This window comes from Periweissella ghanensis (assembly GCF_918814755.1).
GTDB classification, from domain to species: Bacteria; Bacillota; Bacilli; order Lactobacillales; family Lactobacillaceae; genus Periweissella; species Periweissella ghanensis.
On the sequence record NZ_CAKKNT010000016.1, the window covers coordinates 1 to 18,628 of the forward strand.

At 42.8% G+C, this 18,628-nt stretch carries 18 protein-coding genes, 1 tRNA gene and 3 rRNA genes; 19 read left to right on the forward strand and 3 right to left on the reverse strand.

From position 1 onward, the window contains the following. The 8 genes from LQZ76_RS06220 to LQZ76_RS06255 form a co-directional block, all read left to right on the forward strand. Positions 1–86, forward strand: a 23S ribosomal RNA gene (locus LQZ76_RS06220); the annotation flags it as partial. 75 nt (positions 87–161) lie between these two features. Beyond that, positions 162–278 (forward strand): 5S ribosomal RNA (gene rrf / locus LQZ76_RS06225). Positions 279–357: 79 nt separating this feature from the next. Next, a 5S ribosomal RNA gene (gene rrf / locus LQZ76_RS06230) occupies positions 358–474 on the forward strand. Positions 475–484: 10 nt separating this feature from the next. Then, a tRNA-Asn gene (locus tag LQZ76_RS06235) sits at positions 485–557 on the forward strand. 198 nt (positions 558–755) lie between these two features. Next, positions 756–1,727, forward strand: coding sequence for a YihY/virulence factor BrkB family protein (locus tag LQZ76_RS06240; protein ID WP_230098925.1), 972 nt, complete (start codon positions 756–758; stop codon positions 1,725–1,727). 5 nt (positions 1,728–1,732) lie between these two features. Continuing rightward, complete coding sequence (gene helD, locus LQZ76_RS06245) at positions 1,733–4,042, forward strand: RNA polymerase recycling motor HelD (protein WP_230098926.1); 2,310 nt, start codon at positions 1,733–1,735, stop codon at positions 4,040–4,042. Positions 4,043–4,045: 3 nt separating this feature from the next. After that, the gene (locus tag LQZ76_RS06250) at positions 4,046–4,855 is read left to right on the forward strand and encodes a Cof-type HAD-IIB family hydrolase (RefSeq protein WP_230098888.1); all 810 of its coding nucleotides are present in this window, start codon (positions 4,046–4,048) and stop codon (positions 4,853–4,855) included. A gap of 424 nt (positions 4,856–5,279) precedes the next feature. Continuing rightward, positions 5,280–5,645 carry a hypothetical protein gene (locus tag LQZ76_RS06255; RefSeq protein WP_230098889.1) on the forward strand — a complete coding sequence of 122 codons (366 nt, stop codon included), beginning with the start codon at positions 5,280–5,282 and terminating at the stop codon, positions 5,643–5,645. Between the two features lie 176 nt (positions 5,646–5,821). On the opposite strand, the gene LQZ76_RS06260 is transcribed toward LQZ76_RS06255, so the two are convergent. The 3 genes from LQZ76_RS06260 to LQZ76_RS06270 all read right to left on the reverse strand — a co-directional run bounded on the left by LQZ76_RS06260 (position 5,822) and on the right by LQZ76_RS06270 (position 8,148). Next, the gene (locus LQZ76_RS06260) at positions 5,822–6,436 is read right to left on the reverse strand and encodes a L,D-transpeptidase (protein WP_230098890.1); all 615 of its coding nucleotides are present in this window, start codon (positions 6,434–6,436) and stop codon (positions 5,822–5,824) included. Positions 6,437–6,577: 141 nt separating this feature from the next. Beyond that, positions 6,578–7,411, reverse strand: a complete 834-nt coding sequence (locus LQZ76_RS06265; protein WP_230098891.1) for a L,D-transpeptidase — start codon at positions 7,409–7,411, stop codon at positions 6,578–6,580. Between the two features lie 116 nt (positions 7,412–7,527). After that, positions 7,528–8,148, reverse strand: coding sequence for a phosphatase PAP2 family protein (locus tag LQZ76_RS06270; RefSeq protein WP_284706062.1), 621 nt, complete (start codon positions 8,146–8,148; stop codon positions 7,528–7,530). A 285-nt stretch (positions 8,149–8,433) separates the two neighbouring features. On the opposite strand from LQZ76_RS06270, the gene metG reads away from it, so the two are divergent. The 11 genes from metG to LQZ76_RS06325 all read left to right on the forward strand — a co-directional run bounded on the left by metG (position 8,434) and on the right by LQZ76_RS06325 (position 18,604). Next, positions 8,434–10,476 carry a methionine--tRNA ligase gene (gene metG, locus LQZ76_RS06275; RefSeq protein WP_230098892.1) on the forward strand — a complete coding sequence of 681 codons (2,043 nt, stop codon included), beginning with the start codon at positions 8,434–8,436 and terminating at the stop codon, positions 10,474–10,476. Between the two features lie 721 nt (positions 10,477–11,197). Further along, positions 11,198–11,971, forward strand: coding sequence for a TatD family hydrolase (locus LQZ76_RS06280; protein ID WP_230098893.1), 774 nt, complete (start codon positions 11,198–11,200; stop codon positions 11,969–11,971). Continuing rightward, positions 11,971–12,528, forward strand: a complete 558-nt coding sequence (rnmV, locus tag LQZ76_RS06285; protein ID WP_230098894.1) for a ribonuclease M5 — start codon at positions 11,971–11,973, stop codon at positions 12,526–12,528. The genes LQZ76_RS06280 and rnmV overlap by 1 nt, the downstream gene beginning before the upstream one ends. Before the next feature lie 3 nt (positions 12,529–12,531). Further along, positions 12,532–13,422, forward strand: coding sequence for a 16S rRNA (adenine(1518)-N(6)/adenine(1519)-N(6))-dimethyltransferase RsmA (rsmA, locus tag LQZ76_RS06290; protein ID WP_284706063.1), 891 nt, complete (start codon positions 12,532–12,534; stop codon positions 13,420–13,422). 54 nt (positions 13,423–13,476) lie between these two features. Continuing rightward, complete coding sequence (gene galE, locus LQZ76_RS06295; protein WP_230098895.1) at positions 13,477–14,469, forward strand: UDP-glucose 4-epimerase GalE; 993 nt, start codon at positions 13,477–13,479, stop codon at positions 14,467–14,469. A gap of 90 nt (positions 14,470–14,559) precedes the next feature. Beyond that, complete coding sequence (locus LQZ76_RS06300) at positions 14,560–14,796, forward strand: Veg family protein (protein WP_230098896.1); 237 nt, start codon at positions 14,560–14,562, stop codon at positions 14,794–14,796. A 273-nt stretch (positions 14,797–15,069) separates the two neighbouring features. Then, positions 15,070–15,462: a hypothetical protein gene (locus tag LQZ76_RS06305; protein WP_230098897.1), complete on the forward strand. Its 393-nt coding sequence runs from the start codon at positions 15,070–15,072 to the stop codon at positions 15,460–15,462. Between the two features lie 9 nt (positions 15,463–15,471). Further along, entirely contained in the window at positions 15,472–16,140 is a 669-nt protein-coding gene (locus LQZ76_RS06310; RefSeq protein ID WP_230098898.1) for a DUF3990 domain-containing protein, read from the forward strand. 1 nt (position 16,141) lies between these two features. Beyond that, the gene (locus LQZ76_RS06315) at positions 16,142–16,576 is read left to right on the forward strand and encodes an ArpU family phage packaging/lysis transcriptional regulator (RefSeq protein WP_230098899.1); all 435 of its coding nucleotides are present in this window, start codon (positions 16,142–16,144) and stop codon (positions 16,574–16,576) included. A gap of 201 nt (positions 16,577–16,777) precedes the next feature. Then, complete coding sequence (ispE, locus tag LQZ76_RS06320) at positions 16,778–17,632, forward strand: 4-(cytidine 5'-diphospho)-2-C-methyl-D-erythritol kinase (RefSeq protein ID WP_230098900.1); 855 nt, start codon at positions 16,778–16,780, stop codon at positions 17,630–17,632. 399 nt (positions 17,633–18,031) lie between these two features. Further along, positions 18,032–18,604: a hypothetical protein gene (locus LQZ76_RS06325; protein WP_230098901.1), complete on the forward strand. Its 573-nt coding sequence runs from the start codon at positions 18,032–18,034 to the stop codon at positions 18,602–18,604. Positions 18,605–18,628: the final 24 nt, after the last annotated feature.

Sequence of the window (18,628 nt, forward strand, 5' to 3'; positions counted from 1 at the left end):
CAAAGATGATGAGGTAGATAGGTTAGAAGTGGAAGTGTGGTGACACATGTAGCGGACTAATACTAATCGGTCGAGGACTTAACCACGAAGTGGTGTCCGGTATAAAAGATTCAAATGATAATATTCAGTTTTGAGAGGTCAAGTATTTCTCAGATAAATAGTGTGGTGATGATGGCGCAGATGATACACCTGTTCCCATGCCGAACACAGAAGTTAAGCTCTGTAGCGCTGAAAGTAGTTGGGGGATCGCTCCCTGCGAGGATAAGACGTCGCCATGCACATTGAAAAAGATGAAGTCGTAAGGTTTCATCTTTTTCTATACAAAGTGTGAGTAATTACACTTTACCTAATATCAAGTGTGGTGGTGATGGCGCAGATGATACACCTGTTCCCATGCCGAACACAGAAGTTAAGCTCTGTAGCGCCGAAAGTAGTTGGGGGATCGCTCCCTGCGAGGATAGGACGTCGCCATGCTTCATATTATTCCGGCATAGCTCAGTTGGTAGAGCACCTGACTGTTAATCAGGTTGTCGACGGTTCGAGCCCGCCTGCCGGAGTCATCAGGATTTATTCCTACAATTGCAAACCAGATGGAAATGTTAATCATTTCTATCTGGTTTTTTGTTTGCCGTGAGACGTTCGCGCCTAATTACGTAAGACTTAAGATATTGCATGGGTCCGGGCGTCGATTTGAAAAATGATATGGTAAAATAAAAATAATATCAATAAAAAGGAGGTCCCGAAATTTGGCAAAAATGAAAGCCTGGCTGCAAGCAATCCAAGCGCAACCAACGATCAAAGTTTTTTTGAAATATTTGCAGCGGGCGGAATTGGGCCAGGCTAGTCCGATGGTCGCCTATTATAGTTTGTTGGCCCTATTTCCGGCAATCATTGCACTGGGGGCTATTTTGCCATACATTGGCATTAATATTGATGATACGCTCTTGCTTGTGGAAACCGCCTTACCATCAAATGTGAATACCGTTTTGATTCCGTTAATTCAGTCGGTGTTAAAACGCCAAAGTGTCAGCATTTTTTCGGTGGGGTTATTAGTGACATTATGGTCATTAAGCCAAGTTATTGCGATTTTTCGGACACGGATACAGCGCATTTATGGTGAAAAAAAGGGTAAGTCGCCATGGCTGACGCGCTTAATTTCGATTGGCTGGATTATTGGCGTCATTGTGGTGCAAACGGTGGTGATGTTTTTTATTGCCATTAGTAAACCGCTGTTGGATGAAGTGATTAATTTCTTCCCAACCACGCGCGAATTGATTGAAGTGATTGAAAAAGCCCAGTGGCCGGTTGTGATCATCGTCTTGTTACTCGGGGTAATGTTAATTAATTATGCGATGCCCGCTAAACGGCCACACTGGCGCGCTTTGCTAGCAGGGAGTACAATTGAAGTTGCCGCCTTTCTGGCATTAACGCAAGTCTTTGGGTTGTATGTTAAAATTGCGGCCAATAAATACACGTTTTATCAAGCCGTCGGGAGTATTATCATTATGCTCATTTGGTTGAACCTCGTGGCGATGATTTCGCTGCTGGGGGCCGTGTTTGTGGCGACGTTTAACCAAATTTGGCGACCACGCGATGATGAAACCGGCCCAATGAGTGTGGCAACCACGGCCGATGAGCCAGCTGATGTGCAGCCACTAGATAATCCACGGTGGGGCATTACGCGGCGGAAACGGCAACAACGGGACAAATTAAAGGAAAGCAAATAACAATCATGGAAACAAATGAAGAACAGCGCGAACAACGCCGGGTTGATGAGGTGATTGCTGAAATTAAAGTCAAGCAGACCGCGATGAGTCAACAATTGGACCACGCGCACCAAGAAACCCGCGCCGTTGAACGAAACTATAGTGATAACGCCTCAGTTAACACGATTGAAATTGATGATGCCAGTGAAACCAATGCCGAAATTCAACAACAACGGCAATTGGTCGCTCGGGTTGTCGAAACGGAAACAATTTTAAAACGCCAGTTGAGTACATTAGAGCAATTAGCGCATAATCCATATTTTGGGAAAATTGAAATCCAAGATACCCCAAGGACACCGATGGAACAACTCTACATCGGAACCTCGTCACTACAAGGCCCGGACGATGAATTTTTAATTTATGATTGGCGGGCACCCGTCGCCGCGATTTATTATAACGGAACGTTGGGGCATGTGAAGTTCACGACGCCTAGTGGGCAACAGGAAACCGAACTCATCAATAAACGCCAATTTACGATTGAGGATGGCCACATTACGAACATGTTTGATACCAATGAAACGGTTGGTGATGAAATGTTGCAGTATGCGTTGGGGCAACAAAATGACGAATACATGCAAAATATTGTTGCGACAATTCAAGCTGAACAAAATGATATTATTCGCGATACGAGCCATGATTTACTCGTCGTTCAAGGGGTCGCTGGTTCGGGGAAGACGTCGGCAATTTTGCAACGGATTGCCTTTTTGCTCTATCACGCGCGGGCTGAATTAAGTGCCGATCAAATTTTGTTATTTTCACCAAACAAATTATTTAGTAACTATATCGCCGAAGTGTTGCCGAGTTTGGGAGAACGCAACATGCGCCAAGTGACGTTGACGGATTTCTTATCGGCGCGCTTGGAAGGGTTAAAAGTCCAAACGCTCTTTGAACGCTATGAAGCTAATCAAAAGCAAATGCCAACCAAAGTGATTCGCGATACGATGGGGTCATTGGCCTTTATGCACGCGTTGACCGAATATGTCGCTAATTTAACGGTCGATGAGATTGAATTTGCCGATGTGCACTTAGTTGATGAAGTGATTTTCTCAGCGTACCACACCCAAATTATTTATAGCCGCCAACCCGCCAATGCCAGTGTTGGGGCTAAAATGTTAGCAACTAAAAATCAGTTAATCAAAGAATTAAAACGCAAAGTCGAAAATGCGCTGGATGCACCGTGGGTTAGTGAAGCGCTCAATAGTATGAGCACGGAAGAATATGAACAGCTAATCGGGATTGGCAAGCGTGATGAATTTGCTAGTGCCGAAGCTGAAAGTGCCTATGCGGCGGCTAAGTTTGTCCAACGCCACTATCAAGGGGTCTATGATGCGCTGTTTAACGATTACTACGTGGATATTTACACGCAATTCACGCAGTTCTTAACGACGTATGGCGCGACCACGGCCCAACCGGAACTTTGGGAATTAAAGGCCCAGCAATTCCAAACGGCGATTGAATATCACCAAGTCTTGCTCGATGATGCCACGCCGTTCATGTACTTACGCGACTTGTTAACTAATAGTGGCCGTAATCGCCAAATCCAACATTTGTTTGTCGATGAAATGCAAGATTATACGATGGCACAAATGGTGTACTTCAAGCACGCCTTTCCGCATGCGCAATTCACGATTTTAGGGGACAACCAACAGGCGTTATTTGATGATGTCACGGCGGTTAATGAATTTTATGCCAACTTGCAAACGGCTTTTGCGGCCAAACATGCTAAGCTGGTGACGTTAAATAAAAGTTACCGCTCAACCCAAGAAATTACCGCCTTTGGGAAAGCCCTATTGCCGGCTAACAATCAGATTGAAGCCTTTACGCGTAAAGGCCGCTTACCACGCGTGATTGTCACGGCCGATGAATTGGCAGCGATTAAATATTTGACTACGACCCTGCCAGCGTTACTAAACGAATATGGCACGGTCGCTATTTTGACTAAAACAACAGCGGCAGCCACCCGGGTCGCCCAATTATTACGCGCCCACATGCCAGTCACTAATTTGACGGCTACCGATCGCGCGGTTCCTAAGGGCGTGATTGCCTTACCAATTTATTTGGCGAAGGGCTTGGAATTTGATTGTGCCGTGGCGTATGACGTTTCAGCAACAACGTATACGAATGAAAATGATGCAGCAATTTTATATACAGTTGCCACCCGGGCGATGCATGATTTATTATTAATTACAAACGGCCAACCAGCCCCAATTTTGACGACGATTGACCGCACGTTATATCAAAAAATAGAACCAACAGTGGTTCATGAGGAGAAGTAACTAATGGCAGAAATTAAGTTAATTTGTTTTGATTTGGACGGGACGTTGTTGACGAGTGAAAAAGAAATTTCACCACGCACGGCCCAAGTAATTCGCGAACTACACGCCGCTGGGATTCACATTGCCATTGCAACCGGTCGCCCAATTGCCGCGATTGGTAAATTTATTGAAGAACTGGGTTTAACCGGGGAAGATGATTTCTCATTAACGTTCAACGGAGCGTTGGTGTTAAACAATGCCACTAAGGAACCAATTTTCAAATTAGCCACGGATAAAGCCGCCATTACGCCATTGTACGAATGGGCGGCGGCAAATGATTATCCATTGGACGTGCTTGATTTCACACAAAACTGGCAAATTAGTGGCATTGGCCGCTCTGATTATGCCAGTGTCTTGCGCGCGCCATTGTTATTTGAAATTACGGACTTTGCTAACTTACCGGATCAACCATATGCCAAAGCCGTGATGGCAACTTCAAAGGAACGCTTGGATGCGTTGATGACCACGATGCCCGCGGACTTGCAAGCGCAATACCACATGGTGCGCTCACAACCTAAGATTTTGGAATTCTTGCAACCAAGTTTGGACAAACACGTTGGGGTAAAAGCCTTGGCGGAACATTACGGCTTGAGTGCGGAAAATGTGATGGTCTTTGGGGATGCGGAAAACGATTTGGGTATGTTTGAGTATGCCGGCATGCCAATTGCCATGTTGAATGGTTCTGATGATGTTAAAGCCCTCGCTGCTTATACGACCCCACGCTCGAATGATGAGGATGGGATTGGGAAGTTTTTGGAACGGTATTTTGGGTAGAGTGCAGAGTGCGCGGTCAAGCGGGAAACACTGAGCACTAACGTAACAGCAAGGTAGATGTGGGCTATGCATCTTACTTGCTGTAAGTTAGGCGGAGGTGTTTGCTTGACCAAGCACGTTTAGTCTCTACTGCCGCTTGCCTCGTGAAGCACGTTTAGTACATGCTGCCTTAGGGTTTGCTTGACCAAGCACGTCTTGGCGCTACCGCCGAAATATTTTTTTACAATTTCACACGATAATTAACCTGAAAAAATAAGCTTAGTGCAAATGCACTAAGCTTATTTTTATTGACACCACTTTCATTGTAAAACCCGACCTTATTTATTTTTGAAAATTATGGCGAGGGAAAATAGTTTAATATTTCCTTGATTGTGGCTATAATGGCAGTGTAAAGCCGCGCACCTGAAGTTAGGGGGACACATTCATGGGAAAGGTTATACCGAGAAGCACGATTATTGATGTATTAACACAGAACAAGTTAGCCGATGAAACGACGCAAATTATTGAAGCTACGATCGGGCAAAAGCAATTTATGGTCGCATTTTCACAAAATGGGGTGGCCATGTTGCGCTTAAATGAAAATGGGACCTTAACTGGCGAAATTCGGTTCTTGGGAGTTCAAGATATTGAAGAATTACAATTTGCCCAAGGATGGTTAAATTATAAAATGTTTATCAAATCATTTGGGGGGCGGCGAATAAAATTAGCGATTAAACGCCGCCAAGAAGATTACCCTGAGCAAGCCCCTGAATTTGAAGCAATTATGCACCGCTATCAACCAGGCTATTAGAAAACAACAGTGACATAACTCTTTTCTGGTAGTAATTTGCTGCTAGAACGTGTTATAGCAGTCCGATATATTCGAAATACGACAAAATCCTCTACGAAGAATTTTCTTCATAGAGGATTTTTAGTGTATTTCTCGATATCGCCCGACTGCTGTCACACTCCTTTTAATATCGATATTTAGTTAATAATCACCATCGTGTTGTAACGAATGTTTTGGAAGAACCACTTTGAATCAGCTAATGATAAGTGGATGCAACCGTGTGATGAAGGGTACTTACCTTGAGCACCCGCTGGGAAAGGCAAGACGTGGCCGCGGTAGTCAACGGGAACTGAGTGGAATAAGTAGACCCCGTGGTCTTTGAATGAGACGAAGTTGTAGGCACTGATACGTCCACGACCACTGCCTTCAGAAAATGACTTGCCGCGTTCGCGTTGAATGAAGAAGGTACCTTTAGGTGTGGCCCCCCAACCGCGCTTTGGTAGCCCAGTTGAAGCATACATTGTGTAAAGGGTTTTACCACCATCCATGAGGTACACGCGTTGCTTAGCTAATGAAACGTGAATCCACATCTTAGGGTGTTGGGCCACATTAGGGTAAGGCACGCTTTCAGATGGGCCCCACCAGTTGGCTGGTAACATTACTGATTTAGGTTGAGCATTAGGTTGGACTTTGGCTTTTGTAACGGCGGCGCTAACTTGATTAGTGATCGTAGCAGTTGGTGTGACAGCGAGGATGCCACCGAAAATGGCACTACTGGCTACAATACTAATAAGGATTTGTTTGATTTTCATAAGCAACCTCATTCATTAATTTGTATAAATCGATAGTTATTTTAATATAATTATACTTTAATTAATTGAAAAATCAAAAAAATTTAAACCAAAAGCACTAAAAAAATCTTCGCGCAATTGCGAAGATTTTTAAGTAATATTTTAGTCGATGACAACTTTGGTGTTGTACTTGATTGTATCGTGGAACCATTTAGCATCAGGAACTGATAACCGGATACAACCGTGGGAAGCTTCTTGTTTACCAAGTTTAGCCGCTTCACTAAGGATGTATTGCCCATTTTTATAGATAGGGACTGAGTGGAATAGGTATTCGCCATGATTGTGGAATGAAGTCCAGTTGTAAGCGCCCCCTTGGGCAGTTGGGTTGTAGAAGCTCAAACCCCGTTCTTTTTGAATATGGAAGGTTCCGCGGGGAGTACCAGCACCAATTCGGTCCATCCCAGTTGAGCAATACATGGTGTAAAGCACCGTGTTACCAGTCATTAAGAAGACCCGTTGTTGGGCGATTGAAACGTGAATCCAGAGGTTTGGGTACTTGTTAACATCGGGGTATGGTTTGTTTTCTGATGATAAGCGCCAGTTAATTGGAACGCGTAACTTATTGGCAGTTTCAGCGGCCGTGGGTGTTGGGTCGACTTTAGGTTTTTCTACTGGTTTGGGAGTATCTTTCTTGGGTGATTTGGTACTGTCGTTAGCTTTGGTACTTGAAGATGCCTTGGCCGTTGCGCTTGATGATGTTTTAGTAGCGCTTGATGATGAGCTGGCGGTGTCATCGGCTTTGGTACTTGATGATGATTCAGCACTTGCACTCGTCACTGTAGCGCTTGATGATGATTTGGCCGCGGTACTGATGGATGACGAATTAGCTGCGTTACTAGCATGTTCATTCCCAGCAAATGCTGTTCCAGCAAGCATACCACCACCGACAATGACGACGGCTACAGCTGCGCCAATTCCGACTGATTTTAAATTCATGATGCTCTCCCCCGATTTCTGATTTGAAAGTACAATATAGCATTGATGGTAGCACACGCAGATTTTAAATAACACCAATCTGTTTAAGATAGTTAAGATGAAAAATTCTTATCAAATCAATAATAATTCATTAATAGTGGATAGCTAAATAATAAACACCCGAGCCCTAGCAAGAAACCAGCTAAGACATCACTCGCGTAATGGACCCCCAAATACACACGCGAAACGCCAATAATGCCGATTAATACGATGCAAATACCCGTGCCTAAAATGCTAGTGGCTAGACTAAAACCTAGCAAGGGTTGCATCATAATCAAGGTGCCAAAGATGATCATGCTCCCACTGGAGTGGCCACTAGGAAAGCTATAGCCAAACGAATTGGCCAAGCGGGGCACGTCGGGGCGATGGCGGTGGAATAATAATTTGAACACCGGATTTATAATCACCGCAATTACTGACACATTGATGGCTAACCACCACGCGAGCTGATGATTGTTAGTCGTGTACAAAATAATGACTAACACAGTCACGAAAATAATTAAATTTTGAATACTGCCAATCCGGTCAACGGCTTGGAAAAACCGCGTTGAGCGACCAGTACCGCGCCGCATGAAATTAGTGATGCGCATGTCAAAAGGTAACAGGCGATGATGGCCAAATAATAGGATAAGCGCAATGATGGCAAAGAGCAGAAATGCTAGGCTTCCGAGGGTATAAAATAATTGAAAATGATGCATGTTTGATACCTCGTAGTTAATGATTTCTATACTTTAAGCTTACCGTATTTAACGGGGATGTGCCAAAAAAATAAGCCGGGGATGCTAAATATTTTTGGTGACCACGGTATGTAATATTTTTAAGCAAACCCCAACAATTTTTTCAAGATGTAAGTAGCACACTTACAAAAATCTAATGTATAATAGTACGGAACAGCAACTTTACTAATAACTGTTGCCAAACCGGATTAAATCGCGGAAAGACCGTACTGGGTCATTTGTCAGTACAGGGAAGGAAAATTTTAAATGACAGATAATAACACATTCTACATTACGACACCAATCTACTACCCATCTGGTAAGCTCCAATTGGGTAACTCATACACGACGGTTTTAGCTGATGCGGCCGCGCGTTACAACCGTTTACTTGGTAAGGATACTTACTTCTTAACAGGGACTGACGAACACGGTTTGAAGATTGAACAAAAAGCCGAAGCCTTGAAGATGACGCCTAAAGCGTATGTTGATGGCATGGCTGACCAAATCAAAGAATTATGGAAATTGATGGATATCTCATATGATCAATTCATCCGCACGACTGATGACATTCATGAAAAAGCCGTGGCCAAAATCTTTGAACAATTGTTAGCCCAAGGTGACATCTACAAAGGGGCTTATGAAGGTTGGTATTCAGTGTCTGATGAAGAATACTTCACCGAATCACAACTTGCCGAAGTGTACCGCGATGCTGAAGGTAACGTGACGGGTGGGAAAGCCCCATCTGGTCACGAAGTTGAATTGGTTAAGGAAGAATCTTACTTCTTTAAGATGAGCAAATACGCTGATTGGTTACTTGAATACTACCAATCACACCCTGAATTTATCCAACCGGAAGCGCGGATGAATGAAATGATTAACAACTTTATCAAACCAGGTCTTGAAGACTTAGCCGTGACGCGGACTTCATTTACTTGGGGGGTTCCTGTGCCATCAGATCCAAAACACGTTATCTACGTGTGGATTGATGCTTTGGCTAACTATATTACCGCACTTGGCTACGGTTCAGATGATGATAACAAATTTGCTAAATACTGGCCTGCTAACGTGCACTTGGTTGGTAAGGAAATTGTCCGTTTCCACACAATTTACTGGCCAATTATGCTCCACGCGTTAGGCCTTGAATTACCAAAAACAGTGCTTGGTCACGGTTGGTTGGTGATGAAGGACGGTAAGATGTCTAAGTCTAAGGGGAACGTGATTTACCCTGACGTCTTAGTGGAACGTTACGGCCTTGATGCGGTCCGTTACTACTTACTTAAAGCCATGCCATTTGGTAATGATGGGGTCTTCACACCCGAAGACTTTATCGGTAAGTTGAACTACGACTTGGCCAATGACTTGGGGAACTTGCTTAACCGGACGGTAGCGATGATTAACAAGTACGAAGGCGGAGTAATTCCCGCCCTTAACAGTGGTGCGACTGAATTTGACGCTGACTTAGCCCAAACAGCGGCCGAAGTGATCGCCGAATTTAACGCCAACATGGCTGACATTAAGACTGCCGACGCGTTGAGCGCCGTGTGGAAATTAATCGCTCGTGCTAACAAGTACATCGACGAAACGGAACCATGGGTTTTAGCTAAAAATGATGATAGTGCTAAATTAGCCGATGTAATGGCCCACTTGGCCGCAACTTTACGGATTGTCGCTATCTTGTTACAACCATTTATGACGCACGCACCAAAGCAAATCTTTGCTCAACTTGGTTTGGACACAGAAGATATGCAAATTGCGAACTTGAACTTTGCTGACTTAGCTGCTGGGGCAACCGTGGTTAAGAAGGGTGAACCAATCTTCCCACGCCGTGATGCTAAGGAAGAAGAAGCATTCATCGCCGGCTTGTTGACGACTTCTGATAAGAAGAAGGGGCGCGCTGCCATTGAAAAAGCCAAGGAAACGGCAACAGCAGCCACGGACGATTGGAACCCAGCGGATACTGAAATGAACTCATCAAAGGATGCGTTGGTTGAATATGATGACTTTGATAAGGTTGAATTGAAGGTGGCTGAAATTATCACCGTTGAAGAAGTGCCTAAGTCAGACAAATTACTCCAATTCCGCTTGAATGCTGGGGACAGCCAAGATCGTCAAATCTTGTCAGGAATCAAGAAGTGGTACCCTAACTACAGCGAACTTGTTGGTAAAAAGGTTGTGATTGTTGCTAACATGAAGCCACGTAAGATGATGGGCCGCTTATCACAAGGAATGATCTTGTCAGCTGAATATGATGGTGAAGTTCAATTGACGATTTTACCGGATAGTGTTGTTCCTGGATCAGGAGTGGAATAGAGTGCGAGCAAAGCCGTTCATCAACCGTGAGCGACTAGCACCGTGATTGATGGACACCATCACGCAAAGGTGCGTATCGCTTCAGGTTGTTGGCTTTGCGAGCACGTTTTGACTCTGCTGACGTCGTGTTCTAGGATGCAAGCATAAACGTGTTCAGCCCGTCAAACATCTCACCTAACTTGTTTTTGCTAAGTAGCATAGTGCGCTACTCGCACAAAACCTAGTTAGTGCTCGATGTTTCCCAACGGGCCTCACACTCGGTTCTAAAACGTGTTCCAATGACCAAAAGTCTCCGTCTAGTTTATTTTTCCTCAGTAGCCCAGTGCGCTACTAACGTAAAAATTTACTAGTACTCGACTTTTAACCGGTCATTGTCACACTTGGTTCTAAAACGTGTTCCAAGTGGCAACGCCCTAAGCATATACGAAACAACTCACTGGTTCAAAAAGCAAACCATTAGTTGTTCCTAGTATGCTACGGTCGTTTAGCGCCACTTGTCACACTTGGTTCTAAAACGTGTTCGTAGCCCCAAAAGCTTCCGCCTAACTAACATTGCGCTGATGCATAGACCGCATCATTTGCAATGCTGCGTTAGTGCTCAGCTTTTACCAGGGCTCCTCACACTCTACCTACAATGCCACCCCAGACCCATTTGGAGTCTGGGGTGGTTTAATTATAACTTATAACGCCTAACAAACCATAAACTAAAAAGGAGCCGTCCATGACCTTCAACAGTTACGATACCCACACACACTTAAATGATGATGCCTTCTACAATGACCTCTCAACTTATGTCACGCGGGCCCACGAGCTTGGTGTGACTGAGATGAACGTTGTCGGATATGACGCCCAAGGGAACCAGCGGGCTTTAGAAATTGCCCACCAGTTTCCGGGCATGCATGTCTTATTAGGTTTCCAACCTGAAAACGCGCCGGAATTTAACGATCAAGCATTGGCAACGTTAAAAACGCAATTGGCTGATCCAGCCGTCGTCGGAATTGGTGAAATCGGGTTGGATTATCACTGGGATACGCCGGTTGATGCGCAAATCAAAGCCTTTGCCGCCCAACTAACTTTGGCCCGCGAATTAAACCTGCCAGTAGCCATCCACGCGCGTGATGCGATGGATGATGTCTATGCGATGCTTAAAGCGGCTGGTGTGGAACAATTCGGGGGCGTGATTCACAGTTTCACTGGTGATGCTGCCGATGCCCAACGGTTCTTAGACTTGGGGATGTACATTTCATTTAGTGGGATTGTCACGTTCAAGAATGCCAAGGACATCCAAGCCGCCGCGCAAATCGTGCCGCTTGATCGGATGTTGGTGGAAACTGATGCACCGTTCTTAGCACCAACGCCATACCGTGGTAAGCAAAACGAGCCCGGCTATGTGAAATACGTCGTTGATAATTTGGCGGCACAATTAAACATCGAACCCGCGGAATTGGCAGCCCAAACGACGGCCAATGCCCACCGGTTATGGAGAATTAAATAATGGCGACAATTAAAGAAGTTATCGTCGTTGAGGGTAAAGACGATACGATTAATATCAAAAAAGCCCTCGATGTTGATACAATTGAAACAAATGGTTCCGCTGTTTCACATGAAACACTCGCGCAAATTCAAGAATTAGCTGCGAAACGCGGAGTTATTATTTTCACCGATCCTGATTTTAATGGGGAACGGATTCGTAAAATCGTTAGCGATGCCGTCCCTAATGCTAAGCATGCGTTCATTACGCGCCAAGATGGGGTCCCTAAAAATACCGGGGGCAGTCTTGGTGTGGAACACGCTAGTAAAGCCGTCATCTTAGCGGCGTTGGAAAATATTTACACCGCCAGCGAAGATGCACCTCAACTGATTAGTCACAGTGACTTGTTGGCGGCCAAATTAATTGGTGGCCCCCAAGCCCGTAAAAAACGCGAACTACTTGGAATGTATTTAAACATTGGCTATGTCAATGGTAAACAACTTATGAAACGCCTACACATGTTTCAGATTACTCGCGCTGACTTCCTTGAAGCAGTTGCCCGGATTCACGAAGGAGAATAAATCATGGCAGATTACCCAGATATCGCCACCCCCGTCCGCACGCAAGCCATTATGAACCAATATGGGATTGCGACTAAAAAGAGTCTTGGTCAAAACTTTTTGACGGACTTAAACATCTTACACAATATCGTGGCCGCCGCCGAATTAACGGATGCTGATAACGTCGTTGAAATCGGTCCCGGAATTGGGGCCCTAACGGAACAACTCGCTAAAGTTGCCGGTAAAGTTTTGGCCTTTGAAATTGATGATCGCTTGATTCCAATTTTGGCCGATACTTTGAGCCCATATGACAACATCACGGTCTTGCACAAAGACATTTTGGATGTGAACTTACCCGCTACTTTGACGGAACAATTCGGCACAGGGGCACCATTGAAATTGGTCGCTAACTTGCCATACTACATCACCACGCCGATTTTGATGAACGTCTTGAAGAGTGGGGTTGCCTTTGACAATATCGTTGTTATGATGCAAAAGGAAGTTGCCGATCGTTTATCGGCTAAACCTGGTACCAAAGATTACGGTTCACTTTCAATCGTGGTGCAATACCGCATGAATGCTGAAGTGGCCTTTATTGTGCCCCGCACGGCCTTTATTCCGCAACCAAATGTCGATTCAGCGATTGTTAAATTAACCAAACGCGAACCGCTTGAAGTCTTGCCATTTGATGAAAATAGCTTCTTCAAATTCGTGAAAGCCAGCTTCGTGCACCGTCGTAAGAGTTACTGGAATAACTTAACGGTGTACTTTGGTAAGGATGACGCAACCAAAGAAAAGATTATGGAAGCCTTGGCGATTGCCAACGTTGATCCAAAAATCCGGGCCGAAAAGTTGAGCCTCGAAACCTTTATTGAATTAACTAATGCATTCCACGAAGTTGGTCTGTTACAATAGAGCTAGAAATAGCGCTAATTAACTTATTCAATTATAAAAAATGGAGGTCTTAAAATGGCTGTTTTAGTACTCGGAGGAGCCGGCTATATCGGTTCGCACATGGTCGATCGGTTAGTTGAAGCAGGACGCGATGTGGTTGTTGTTGATAACTTGGTGACGGGTCATCGCCAAGCGGTCCCAGCATCTGTCCCATTTTATGAAGTTGATATTCGTGATAAAGCGGCTTTATCAGCTGTCTTTGAACAAGAAAATATTGAAGCAGTCGTTCACTTTGCGGCGTCTTCAATTGTGCCAGAATCAATGACCAATCCGTTGAAGTATTTTGATAACAATACGGGTGGGATGATTACGTTGTTGGAAGTGATGGAAGAATTCGGCGTTAAAAACATCGTCTTCTCATCAACGGCCGCGACTTACGGGATTCCTGAACACTCACCAATTAAGGAAACTGATCCCCAAGTGCCAATTAACCCATATGGTGAATCAAAGCTCCAAATGGAACACATTATGAAGTGGGCCGATGTTGCTAACGGTACGAAATGGGTGGCCTTGCGTTACTTTAACGTGGCCGGGGCCAAAGCCGATGGTTCAATTGGTGAAGACCACAGTCCCGAAACGCACTTGGTGCCAGTTATCTTGCAAGTAGCCGCTGGTCAACGTGAGAAGATTCAAATGTTTGGGGATGATTACAACACGCCGGATGGCTTTAACGTCCGGGATTACGTGCACGTGGTTGACTTAGCGGATGCCCACATCTTGGCGCTAGATTACTTAGCCAAGGGTAATCCAAGTAACCAATTTAACCTCGGTTCTTCAACGGGTTTCTCCGTTAAAGAAATGGTTGAAGCCGCCCGCGTTGCTACGGGAGAACCCATTCCTGCTGAAGTGGCACCGCGTCGTGAAGGGGATCCTGATACGTTGATTGCCGCATCTGATAAGGCCCGTGAAGTCTTAGGTTGGCAACCACAATATGATGATGTGAAAGAAATTATCAAAACAGCGTGGACGTGGACTAAGTCACATCCAAATGGATACAACGATAAGTAATTGCTAAAAAATGTACTACAAGGTTTCGCTTGATTTGTCAAGAAAAATATGATATAATTTTCTTATCTTGCACAAGGAAGGTGGTTGAATATGCCCAGTACATTAGCAAGTATCAAACAATCGCTCGACGCGCATCGGGGGGAAACGATGACGGTGATCGCGCAAGCCGGCCGTAAAAAAGTTACCGAACGGACCGGTGTGCTTCGAGAAACATATCCTGCTGTATTTGTTGTTGACTATGATAAAACCCAAAGTGCGGTGGAAACCGTATCCTACAGTTACACAGATGTTTTAACGCAAAATATTGAATTAGCTTTCAACGAATAAAATAGTAAATTGAGCTCTGTCAGGTGACAGGGCTTTTTTTGTAGAGCGTGAAGGTGGTCTGCTAGATAGTGAGCACTATTGGGACCTAGCAAAAGATACGGGTTTGGTATCTTAGCTAGGGTCAAATAGGCGGAGCTATCTGACCACCTGAACGCGTTTTAGCCCCACTGCCAAGAACCAATTTTTATGAAAATAAAAAAATCCTTGCAATTAATAATATATTTATTAGATAATTAATAAAAAATTATAACTCCAGAAACAGAGGTTTACATAATGGAATTTCTTGAAGTTGTGACAAGTTTTGAAAAACTTACTAATTATAGCGGAATTAAAATTATAAATGATGAAGATAAGAAGAATTTTACATTTGGTATTAGGGCAACGCTAGGTTCAAATGAGACAAAAATTATTGTAACGGTATATATTTTTGAAGATGGGATATGTCATATACGATATATTTTTAAAAGTGGATCAAAACTTACAATTAATAAAATTAATGATATGAATATGTCTTTAAAAATTGGTGCATGGTTTAAAAAAAATCCAATGATGGGGTTCAATACGTCTTTTGTATTTGATAAAACTGCGACAAGTGAAAAATTAGCACAAAGTATTAAGAATCAATATGTAGTAGCCTTGAATGTTATGCTTGCAACATATATTTAAGGGGATCGAATGAAAAATTTTAGTTGGAATAATTTAAATGAGTTATATCATGGTACAAGTAGTAAATACTCAAATGAGTTACTAGATATTGAAAAAATTCAAACTGATTTTGCAAGTGGTAACACAGGTGGTCATGATTTTGGAATTGGATTTTATTTAACGTCAAATTATGAAACAGCAAGAGATTGGGCAATCAAAACAAAATCAAGGACTAAAAAGAATAAAAATTTTTCACAGAATAACTATTCTTTTTTAAATAAAATTGAAGGGCCTGATGACGAAAATCAGCCAATTGTAATAAAGTATCTATTGCAAGCGGAGGGCTTTAGGAAAATTAAGCAAACGAAATCCATTAAGCTATTTCCCAAAATATCTCGAAAATGGGCTAAATTTGTGTTGAAAAATCGACTTGATAGTAAAAAAAGCTATCCAGGTACTCATAGATATGCGATGGTTCAAGGCCCAATTGCAGATTCAGGTGTAACTGCAATTGCGCGAAAATATGATTCGCAAGAGGGATTAGGAAATCTTACTAATAAAGATTATTTACGAATTGCCCAAAAAATTAGTACCAATAAAAATATTTCTCAAAAAAATCAGATTTCTATGCATGAAAATAGTATATGTAGTATAGTTTTAACAGAGGCTAGTCTAATAAATATTGAGGAGGGAAATTAGAATGTTAAAAAAGAAAAATAAAATCAAAATAATAGACAATATTATTAACCAATATAATGATGACCCAACAAAATTTTATCTAGATCAGTTAGAAAATGAATATAAAATTTTGATTTATTCTAAATTTGGACAATATTCAGAATTTACTAATCCGGATATTGTAAAAGATTTATTATATTCATCAGCAATCTATCGTGACATCAAATCAAATGTAAATCCATTCTTGAGTGATGATCCAATGTATTGGGCCAATGAAATTGTGGAGGGGCTAGATATGATTATCGATAAAACTAAGTTAACGATAATTGAACTAAATCCAGTGAATTTTACTGATTTAGATACTTCTTTTAAGTATGATGTAGTGCAACCCGATGAGTACACGTCATTTTCACAAAAGATAGTGAAGTCTCCCAAATATGATTTTGGTTTGATATAAAAATTTTCACTTTTAACTTATTATGTTTACACCGGAACAATTTAACTATCAAAAACCATCTGGAATTTTTCTAGATGGTTTTTTACTACAATAAATTGAATACTCATTACCACTGCCCCCCCACAATGCACTCCTAGTTGTAAGAATCTTCATATTTTTGTATAATCGTTATTAATACAGACTATAAAGGGGCGCAGGGATATGCAAATTGTTGAAAAAGCAGCAGCTAAAATTAACTTAAGCTTAGACACGCCTTTTAGTCACCCCGATGGTTCGCAAGAATGGGAAATGGTCATGGCGGCCGTTGATCTGGCTGATTATGTCACGATAACGACGATTCCCAAGCGCACCAAAATTGAAGTTCGCACGGATACAGGCTTTTTACCAAATGATCGGCGTAATCTGGCCTTTCAAGCCGCCCATATTTTGCAGATGCGATTTAATGTCATGGAAGGGGTTAAAATCGAGATTGAAAAGCATATTCCGGTAGCGGCCGGTTTAGGGGGCGGTTCAAGCGATGCCGCCGCTGTTTTACGCGGCTTAAATCGGATTTGGAAGCTCGGTTTGTCCTTAGCCGAATTGGCTGAAATTGGACTGGAGATTGATGCGGATGTGCCGTTTTGTGTCTATTCGCAAACGGCATATGTGACCGGTAAAGGTGAAAAAATTACGCCGTTACCGAAAATGCCGGCCGCCTGGGTTGTGATTGCCAAGCCCACGATTAGTGTCTCAACGCCGGTTATTCTACGCCAAATTGATTATGAACGGATTGGGCACGTCAATACGCCCGCGCTACTGGCCGGCGCCCACCAACAAGATTGGCAGCAAGTTTATCCATATATGAAAAATGTACTCGAACCCATCACCTCCCATCATTACCCGCAAATCCTTGATCTCAAAGCCCGCATGCTCCAATCAGGGGCCTGTGCCGCCCAAATGAGTGGCACGGGACCAACGGTGTTTGGCATTTGTGAAAAGCAAAGTCGGGCCCAGCGGGTGTTGAATTCGATTAAAGGTTTTTGTAAAGAAGTTTACATTGTCCGCACGTTAAGTTAGCAATTATAAAAAAACAGCAGCAGAAATAATTTCTGGTGCTGTTTTTGCGTTTTATACCGTAGATTAGTTACGAAATGTAAAATACGAACGATGCATATAAACAATTGGTATAATTTTTAAATAAAGAAATATATTTTCAACATAAAAATATTCATAATTGAAATATTTTCCAAAGTAAAACAGTAAAAAACACTATTCTTTTGTACGTAAAAAACATAGAAATTTAAAATTAGCTAAATCCAAATGCATAAAATGATTGTTTTATAACGTTGAAAAGTTTAAAATTAACTTTGTGTTAAGACGGAACTATTATATGCTAACGATAATTAAATATGCGTATTTTAACCATATATCAGCCCACGACGGCTGCTAGTAAATAAAATATAGAAAGGAGTTACAATGGCCAATAGTCAACATTTTAACTTAAAACGCACGAATAAAAACTGGATTAAACTTGCTGTAACCAGTTTTGCTGTGTGTGCCGGGATGGTAACTTTTAACATCACGACCAGTGCCAATTCCTTAGTAGAAGTGCAAGTGCCGACAGCCCAAGCCAGTAAAGTAAAAACGAATAAGCGGAGTTTGCAGACGCAAGTTAACTGTGCCCATAATTTGCGCGCTTCGGCGTATACGGCCGCTAGTTTTGCGGATTTAACGGTTGAATTATCGAATGCCGAAACGATTTTGGCCACACCTAACACTACGCAAAAAACGATTAATCGTGCGGTAGTAACTTTGCGTCATGCAATTCTAAACTTAGTCGCAAAATTTGATGATCCAACTTACTTGGTCGACCAATTAGGTAAGGTCATTAACAATCCAACCACCTTGGCCGAAATGCAAAAAAATAATTACCTTAGTAAAGTAATTTTGGCCAGTAAGGCGTCAACTGCGCAACAACGGCAACGTGCGACCGAAATTATGTACCAAAATGCAATTGCCATTATAAACTTACGGAGTAATCAAGCGTAGACGCAGGTGCTTTGCTAAGTCACA